General features: G+C 74.7%; 7 protein-coding genes. 3 read left to right on the top strand and 4 right to left on the bottom strand.

Going from position 1 to position 8,330, the window contains the following annotated elements; genetic code table 11:
* Nucleotides 1-180: 180 nt before the first annotated feature.
* Nucleotides 181-489 carry a hypothetical protein gene (locus ACFCX4_RS32110; protein ID WP_376150259.1) on the bottom strand — a complete coding sequence of 103 codons (309 nt, stop codon included), beginning with the start codon at nucleotides 487-489 and terminating at the stop codon, nucleotides 181-183.
* A 508-nt stretch (nucleotides 490-997) separates the two neighbouring features.
* Here ACFCX4_RS32110 and ACFCX4_RS32105 point away from each other — a divergent pair.
* Nucleotides 998-1,624 (top strand): methyltransferase domain-containing protein, encoded by a 627-nt coding sequence (locus ACFCX4_RS32105; protein WP_376150257.1) that lies wholly within the window; start codon nucleotides 998-1,000, stop codon nucleotides 1,622-1,624.
* A gap of 382 nt (nucleotides 1,625-2,006) precedes the next feature.
* Here ACFCX4_RS32105 and ACFCX4_RS32100 read toward each other — a convergent pair whose 3' ends face one another.
* The 3 genes from ACFCX4_RS32100 to ACFCX4_RS32090 all read right to left on the bottom strand — a co-directional run bounded on the left by ACFCX4_RS32100 (nucleotide 2,007) and on the right by ACFCX4_RS32090 (nucleotide 5,444).
* A complete protein-coding gene (locus ACFCX4_RS32100; protein ID WP_376150255.1) occupies nucleotides 2,007-3,092 on the bottom strand; it encodes a hypothetical protein in 1,086 nt (361 codons plus the stop codon).
* A gap of 304 nt (nucleotides 3,093-3,396) precedes the next feature.
* A complete protein-coding gene (locus ACFCX4_RS32095; RefSeq protein WP_376150253.1) occupies nucleotides 3,397-4,203 on the bottom strand; it encodes a response regulator in 807 nt (268 codons plus the stop codon).
* Complete coding sequence (locus ACFCX4_RS32090; RefSeq protein ID WP_376150251.1) at nucleotides 4,200-5,444, bottom strand: sensor histidine kinase; 1,245 nt, start codon at nucleotides 5,442-5,444, stop codon at nucleotides 4,200-4,202. The genes ACFCX4_RS32095 and ACFCX4_RS32090 overlap by 4 nt, the downstream gene beginning before the upstream one ends.
* 262 nt (nucleotides 5,445-5,706) lie before the next feature.
* Here ACFCX4_RS32090 and ACFCX4_RS32085 point away from each other — a divergent pair, with 262 nt between their 5' ends.
* Together ACFCX4_RS32085 and ACFCX4_RS32080 are read left to right on the top strand one after the other, a co-directional pair.
* Nucleotides 5,707-6,960: an alpha/beta hydrolase family protein gene (locus ACFCX4_RS32085; protein WP_376150249.1), complete on the top strand. Its 1,254-nt coding sequence runs from the start codon at nucleotides 5,707-5,709 to the stop codon at nucleotides 6,958-6,960.
* 462 nt (nucleotides 6,961-7,422) lie between these two features.
* Complete coding sequence (locus ACFCX4_RS32080; protein WP_376150247.1) at nucleotides 7,423-7,851, top strand: peptidase inhibitor family I36 protein; 429 nt, start codon at nucleotides 7,423-7,425, stop codon at nucleotides 7,849-7,851.
* Nucleotides 7,852-8,330: the final 479 nt, after the last annotated feature.

The raw sequence follows: 8,330 nt of genomic DNA, 5'->3' as shown, positions 1-8,330 counted from the left end.
GCCCCCGCCCGGTTCGGCGCGGGGGCTGCGGCGCGGGTCTGCCGCGTCAGGCATCCGGGGCTCGCGCCCGGTGCGGGTCTGGGCCGATCGCGTCCTGCGGGGCCGCCGATGGGCAACGGCCCGTCACCGATCGCCGTCCCGGGGGAAGCGCCCGGTGCCGGCGACCGGTGCGACCGGGTGTCAGAGGAACTCGATGGACACGGACTCCACGTTGCCCCAGCTGCAGTAGGCGTTGGTCCGGGTCGCGCCGGTCACGACGCTGCTCGTCCCGGACCCGCCGAGGGTGCAGTAGACGCGGACGCGCCACTTGTAGGAACCACTGGTGGTGCACTGTCCCCACCCGTTGGTGAGGTTCTTGCCCGTCTTGCAGGAGGGCCCCAGGGCGGAGGGGGCTCCCTCGTGGGTGGCGGCCTGGGCGGGCGCTGCCACACCGCCCAGCGCCAGGGCCGCTCCCATTCCCAGTCCTGCCACGGCTGCACGCAAACGCATGGTCGCTCCTTCGGTTCGTGGGGAGTTCGGACGAGACGCCAGCCTGGACGAACGACCCCGCGGCGGACAATGGCCGCCGCTGTCCGGGACAGGGCTTCCGGTGTCCGGGCCGGTCAGGACTCTGTCCGGCCGTGTCCGGGACACGCCCGGGTCCTGTGCGGCATGACCAAGGCGGTGCCGGGGGCAGTGCCGTAGGGCCCGGCTGCCGACGACCGGACGCCGCGGCCGCGCGGCTCGGGTCCCGGGCCGAGCCCGCCGGACGCCGACCGCCGGAGGCAGCCCGCCGCCCGCCACACGGCGGGAGGAGTCCTCGCCACCGGCCGGGCGTACGCCCGCCCCGCCCACCGCAGGAAGGGCACCGATCCGCAACGAACCGCTGTGAACAGGCAGATCACGAGGTCACGTTCCTGAAGCTCCCCGCGGCACTTGTCCGGCCAAGCGGTCGAACGTCGGAGGCGGTCGGAAAAGGTGTCGCTCCGTCAGGTGGAGGCCACTATGGTGCGCCGTTGTGGGCGTTGAAGATCCGAAGGACCTGGTCCGGCGCGGGTACGACCTGTTGTCCGTGCACTACGAGCGAGCGTTCGGCAGCGAGACGAAGTACGGATCGTGGATCGAGGAGTTGCTCGGACGTCTTCCGGAGGAGGGCACCGTGCTGGACGTGGGGTGCGGGACCGGAGTCCCGGTGGTCCGGTCGCTCACGGCAGCGGGACACCGTGTCACGGGCGTCGACATCAGCGACGTCCAGGTCCGGCGGGCCCGGGAGCTGGTGCCGGAGGCCGAGTTCGTCCGAGCGGACGCTACGGCCCTGGCGTTTCCCCCGGGGACCTTCGACGCCGTGATCTCCTTGTACGCACTGATCCACATTCCCGTCGGGGAACAGCCGGCCCTGCTGGGCCGGATCGCCTCGTGGCTGCGGCCGGGAGGCTGGTTCCTGGTCGCCACCGGGCACCGGGCCTGGACCGGGACCGACGAGAACTGGCTCGGCGGCGGAGCCGCGATGTGGTGGAGTCACGCGGACGCGGACACGAGCCGGTCCTGGTTGGTGCGAGCCGGCTTGGAGGTCTCGCACGAGGAGTTCGTCCCCGAGGGCGACAGCGGTCACGTCCTGTTCTGGGCCCGGCGGCCCGAAAGCTGACGGACCGCGGGGAGCGCGGCGGGGCGGCATCACGTACGGCTCCGATTCGCCGACGGCGGAGGCGCCGGTGCAGAACCACGCGAAGGCCGGGGCGAACGCCACCGGGGACGCCCGGTCGACGGTCCGCAGGCCGGCCGCCGCACCGCCCGCACCGGCCACCGGGCTCCTCGGGCCGCAGGCGACGACGGGGGACGCGGTCGTCGTCCCGCGTCTGAAGCCCCGGTCCCCGTCCGACGGCCGACCACCGCCGCGCTGTTCACCGGGACCTCCGTGCGCGACTCGTCTGCGGTCGCCGGGAGCACCCTCCGCACAGTGGGAAGCGCGGCCGGAAGGACATCCGGCCGCGCTTCCCGCAGGACTTTCCGGCAGGACTGCGGCGGATCTACCAGATGCGCTTCAGGACCGCCGAGTTGTCGGGGAACAGGCCGCTCCTGGCGCCGTTCCACCTGATCGTGATCGTCCACGAGGTGTTCCCCAGGGGCGTCGGGAACACCGCCGGTGTCGAGGCCGACGGAGCCGGGGAACCGGCCGGGCGGCGCCAGCCGTCGAAGGTGCGGCCACCGTCGCTCGACGTGGTCTCCCACACGTATCCGTCGTTCCCGATGCAGGAGATCAGCACGCGCTGCTGCTCGGCGTAGCCCGGCTGACCGGGGCCGACCACGGTGGACTGGTTCCCGAGCCGCGCCGCCCCCACGCCGCTGGCGCACTCGCCACCGCCGTTCACCTGGGACAGGTCCAGGACCGCGCCGGTCGTCGGATCCGTCGTCTCGCGCCACACGTGGCGGTCGGTTCCCGTGAAGAAGCTGCGCAGCACCGAGCGGTAGTACTCGGTGCCGTAGACGGCGATCTGGCTGTCACCCTCGATGTCCGTGGCGTTGGTGCCGAGGAGCGCGTGCGAGTCCACCCGCCAGCCGCTGGACGTCAGTGTTCCGTTGTAGTTCCTCAGGAACGTGGTGGTGATGCGCCGGTAGGCGTTCGGTGCCTCGATCATGAGGTCCCGGGTGGCCGAGCTGATGGTGAGGATCGGGCTGCCGATCGCGTTGGCACCGGCCGGGAGCCGCACCCAGTCCGTCCAGAAGTTCAGGGACCCGTTGTTCGCCTGGCTGTACCAGATCTCCCCGTCCGTGCCCCGGATGACGGCCATCGCGCGCCCCGGGGGGAACTCGACGATACGCGGCGGCGACGTGGTCCGGGAGGCGTTGTTTCCGCCGAGCGGGTGCCAGCTGCCGCCGTTGTAGCGGAACCAGATGTTGCTGTCCGTGCCTCGGGCGACGTCGTACGTGGCACCGTTGATCGTCACCGAGTACACCGCCGACAGCACCCGTGACTGATTTCCGTCGAGACTGATCCACTCCGTCTCCGCGGCCTGCGCCGGACCGGGCGTGCCGGCCAGTACCAGGACCACCCCGGCCAATGCGGCCAGAACCGCGCGCCAGCCGCGGACCATACGCTGACGAACCAAGGACATGACGACCTCCCTGTCGTTTACCTGCGTCGTTCGACGTTCCGTTCGGACCGTTCGAGAGAGGAGTCTCGTCCGTCGTGGTCACGGTGGTTGCCGCTGCGCGCACTGGCGGATGCCCCCCGACGCACGAAGCCCCGCCGCCTCCTCTCCGGCACGCGCACCGTCGGACGACGCGTCAGCCTCCGCCCCGGGCCGGTGGCTGTCACTCCGCCCCGGGCCGGTGGCTGTCCTGTCGCCGTGTTCAGGGCAGCGGCGTGCCTCCCACGGCCGGGGGGCGGGAGCGCGGCCCCCGGGCCGGGGACCGACGTCAGCACGTGCCCGGGGGCGCCGAAGGCCCGCCGCTGCACGGCGGTGCACACCCGGCCGGCGCGGACCCCGTGGCGCACCGCGGTGGCGGCGGGCCGACCAGCCCGCGCTCGTACGCGAAGATGACCGCCTGCACCCGGTCCCGCAGCCCCAGCTTGGCCATGACCCGGCCGAGATGCTTCTTCACCGTGGGCCGCGCGAGACCCAGATCGGCGGCGAGTTCCGTGTTGGTCAGGCCGCGGGCGGCGCCCAGCAGGACCTCCCGCTCACGCGCGGTCAGCCCACGCAGCCGATCCGCGCCGCCGTCGCCCCCGTCGTCACCCCGGTCCCCGCCATCACCCCGGCCGCCACCGTCCGCAGCGGCGCCCTCCCCGGCGGCGGGGAGCCGGTGCGCGAAGCGGTCCAGCAGCAACCGCGTCACCCGGGGGGAGACCACCGCGTCCCCCCGGGCCACGCCACGGATCGCCTCCAGCAGCTCCTGCGGCCGGCTGTTCTTCAGCAGGAAGCCCGAGGCGCCGGCACGCAGCGCCTCGAAGGCGTACGCGTCCAGGTCGAAGGTCGTGAGCACCAGCACCCGCGTCCCGGGCACCTCGCGCAGCAGCCGCCGGGTCGCCTCGATGCCGTCGGTGCCCGGCATCCGCACGTCCATCAGCACCACGTCCGGCCGAAGCCGCCGCGCCAGCTCCACCGCCGCCGCCCCGTCGGCCGCCTCCCCGACCGGCTCCATGTCCGGCTCCGCGCGCACGATCATGCCGAACGCCAGCCGCAGCAGCTCCTCGTCGTCCACCAGCAGCACCCGGACCCTCAACGCGCGCCCCCGGGATCCAGCCGTACGAAGACCCGCCAGCCACCGCCCGGCCGCGGTCCTGCCTCCAGCACCCCGCCGAACGCCGCGGCACGCTCCCGCATCCCCGTGAGACCCCGCCCGGCCCCGGTGGAGCCGGCAGGCCCGGTACACCCGGCAGGTCCGGGGTGCCCGGCGGGCGGCCGCCCGCTCCCTGCGGCCCGCCCGTCGTCGGTCACCTCGACCGTGACCGACGACGGCGCGCAGGACACCCGCACCTCCGCGCGCGCCCCCCGCGGCGCGTGGCGCAGCGCGTTGGTCAGCGACTCCTGGACGAGCCGGTGCACCGTCAGCTGCACCGCGGCCGGCACCCCGGCGGCCTCGCCGTCCACCCGCAGCCCGGTCACCAGACCCGCCGCCCCCACCCGCTCGCACAGCGCCCCCAGCTGCCCGATCCCCGGCGGCGACCGCCACCCGCCTTCGGACCCGGCGTCGAGCCCCTCGTCGGGACGGGCGTCCGGGCCGGCGTCCTGGAGCAGGCCCAGCGCCCGCCGCATGTCGCCCAGCGCCTGCCGCCCGGTCTGCGCGATCCGGGCCGTCACCTCGCGGGCGTCGGCCGGCCGAGCATGCCCGAGCGCGTCCGCCAGCGCCACCACGACCGACAGGCCGTGCGTCACGCTGTCGTGCAACTCCCGCGCGATCCTGGCACGTTCCTCCGCCACCGCCCGACGCTCCCGCTCGTCGCGGTCCCGTTCCAGCCGCGCCAGCCGCTCCGCCCGCGCGGCCCGCCGGATGCGGGCGTTCGCCCCCAGCAGCGCGCTCGCGGCGACCGCCGCCGTCATCGCGGCCGCCGAGGCGGGGAACCGGCCCTCGGGTGCCCAGCGCGCCGCCGCCAGCACCGCCCCGGCCGCCCCCACCAGGACCGCCGCCCACGCCGACCGGAACGGCGCCCGCGCGGCCACCGTCCCGAGGGCGATCAGCAGCGCCGCGTCGGCCGGCAGCTGAACACCCACCAACCACTGCGCGAGCGCCACGGCGGCGATCACCCCGAACGCGGCCCGCGGCGCCCGCCGCCGCCACACCAACGGCAGCACCAGGGCGGTCTGCAGCACGAAACCCGTACCGTCCGCCACCCGCCCCGGCCCGAACGTCACCAGGAACAGGACCGCCGCGAGCGCGGCGTCCGCCACCAGCGGCGGCACCCGCCCCGGCCACCGGCCGAGAGCGCCCGGCAGGCCCGTCCGTACCGCACCGGTCCCGGTCATCGTGTCCGTCCTCGCGTCCGCGTCGTCCGGCGTCCTCGCCGCAGCCCCACGGTAGGGCCCCGCACCCACGACGGCGTCCGCCCACCGGCGGAGACCCGGGGGCTCCCCCGAACACCGGGAGGTCCTCCGCGCGAAGGAGCCGACGCGCCCGGGGACGAGCCGCACCCACCCGCGAACTCCTCCCCCCGCAGGGCGCCCCGCACCCCCCGCCCGCGCAACCCTGATGACGACCCCGCGACCACACCGCCCGAGGAGCCCGCCCATGCCCCCGACCCGCCGCACCCTGCTCGCCACGCTCGGCGCCGCCGCACTCACCACCGCAGCCGCCGCCCCCGGACGCCGCCCCACCGCCCCGGCCGGGAAACACCGCCCGCCGCACACCCCCGGCACGCCCGTCCCGCTGCACCTGCCCGCACCCACCGGCCCCTGGCCCGTCGGCACCGTCGCGCTGCACCTGGTCGACGACAGCCGCCCCGACCCCCTCCTCCCCTCCAAGCCCTACCGCGAACTCATGGCCGGCCTCTGGTACCCGGCCGAACCCGGCACCGGACACCCGACGGCCCCCTGGCTGACCCCGGCCGCGGCCGCCGACTGGGACACGTACTCCGCACCGGCCCTCGGCGTCCCCACCGGCGCCGCCGACTGGCAGGGGATCAGGACCCACGCCCGCACCGGCGCACCCACCGCCCGCCGCGCCGGCCGGTTGCCCGTGGTGCTCTTCTCCTCCGGCGACGGCGGCTCACGCGCCCTCGGCACCACCCTGGTCGAGGAACTCGCGAGCCGCGGCCACCTCGTCGTCACCCTCGACTCCACCTACGAGACCGAGCAGGTCGAGTTCCCCGGCGGCCGGGTCGAACGCGCCCTCCCACTGCCCGACGACCTCACCCCGGACGTCATCGCCGCCCTCCTCGCCCAGCACTGCCGCGCCCGCCTCGCCGACACCCGCTTCGTCCTCGACGCACTCGACCGGCTCACCCGCGGCCACCGCCCCGACACCGGCACCGACCCCCTCCCCGACGGCCTCGCCGAAGCCGCCGACCCGACCAGGACCGGCATGCTCGGGCAGTCCCTCGGCGGCGCCGTCGCCGTCCAGCTCGCCCACGACGAACCCCGCATCCGCGCAGCCGCGGACCTCGACGGCGCCCTCCTCGAACCCGTCGCCACCAGCGGCCTCGCCAAACCCTTCCTGCTGATGGCCTCCGGCACCAAGGCCCTGCACACCGAACCGGACTGGGCCTCCTGCTGGACGGCGTCCACCGGCCCCCGACACGCCCTGCGCCTGCGCGACTCCGCCCACGGCTCCTACACCGACCTCCAGATCCTCCTGCCCCAACTCCTGCGCCACCTCCCGCTCCCCGACACGGCCGCACTCATCGGCACCGTCGACCCCCGACGCTCCCTCGCCGCCCAACGCACCACCGTCACCGCCTTCTTCACCCGGTACCTCACCGGACGACCCACCGACTTCCTCGACCACCCGGGCATCCACTGGCCCGAACTGGAAACGCTGCACTGAACCAACGCACCCCCGGCGCCCCGCGTCGGATCACACGGCCGCGCGGCCGCACGGCCGACAGGCCGTCCCCGTTCTCAGGACGATGCGCAGAAGGCACCGCAGAGCGTCGCCGCAGTGGCCCGCACGGGACTGCTGCGTGCCTTGTCCGCGGCCAAGCCGGTTTGTCCGCCACCCACCTGGACCCCGGCCGATTCCGGTGGATGGACAAGTCCACCAGAGCGCACGGTGGAGTCACCACCAGCTCTTCGGACAACCCGGAAGGTCCCGTAACACGGCCGGCCACCGCGCCGGGAAGCCCGTCCGGCGCACCGCGAACAGCCCGGCAGCACGGGTGCCGCACTCCGGCGGCCGGGCCGTATCGGCGAGACCGTTCGGCAGGAGCCGAGGGGCCCCGCAAGCCGTCCGGAGTGCTCGGTGGGGACAGCACCGCAGACCGCAGAACCGACAGAGAAGAGGAAGCACATGCGCAAGAAGTTCGCCCTGGCCGCGGCCGGCGCCCTCCTGATGGCCGTGCCCGTGGCCGGCACCGCCTCGGCCCGGACGGCCACCGACGGGGGCAGCGGTGCCCCTGCCGTGATCCACCCGATCTCCGTCAGCAGCGACTCCCTGGCCACGGTGTGGGACAACTGTCTCCACGGCCAGGCCTGCCTGTTCTCGGACACCAACGGCGGCGGCCAGCTCTGGGTCGTGCCCAGCGCCGGGTCCTTCAAGCTCGCCAACTACAACATGGACAACAAGACGAGCGCCTTCTGGAACAGGAGCGGCGGCACCCTGAGCCTGTACGACGGCTCCGGGTACAGCGGATACCTGGTCGGCTCCGGCCCCTACGGCCCGCCGGTGAACGTCCCGTTGGGGGTCAACGACAAGGCCAGCTCCCTCACGCTCTACTGACCGGCCGCGAGAGTGCTGGTCACAGAAGGCCTTCGAGGACTGTGACCAGCACCATCGCGAGCCAGAGCCACGGAAGGTCCCGGTCGCCGGAGGGCGGCCGGGGCCTTCCCGTTCCGGTGGCATGAAGAACGTCGCCAAGGCCGGGTGCTCGTGGTGAACGCCGGCGTCCGGGGCGGGCTCTGCACCGCCCCGGACACCGTGTCCTTCCAGGGGAGGGGACCGAGTTGGCTCTGCCGGGGGAGGCGGTTTCGACCTCCGGAGGACGCCGGGGAGAGCGCGCGGGGTGCAGGCTGGAGACGGCTTCGAGAGGGACACGGGGGTTTCCTCACGGGGCCGGGGCAACCGGCCCACCGTGCCCGCACGGCGTCGCTCACCAGCGCCGCCGACCGACGGGACCGGCACGGTCCGGATCGGCAGCACACCGCCGGCCGGGTCGGTGCTCATGCCGCCGGGCCGCTCCGCACCGGTCGGGGGCGGGG

This window comes from Kitasatospora sp. NPDC056327 (assembly GCF_042261735.1).
In the GTDB taxonomy this organism is placed as follows: Bacteria; Actinomycetota; Actinomycetes; order Streptomycetales; family Streptomycetaceae; genus Kitasatospora.
This window is presented reverse-complemented; position numbering and strand designations above follow the sequence as displayed.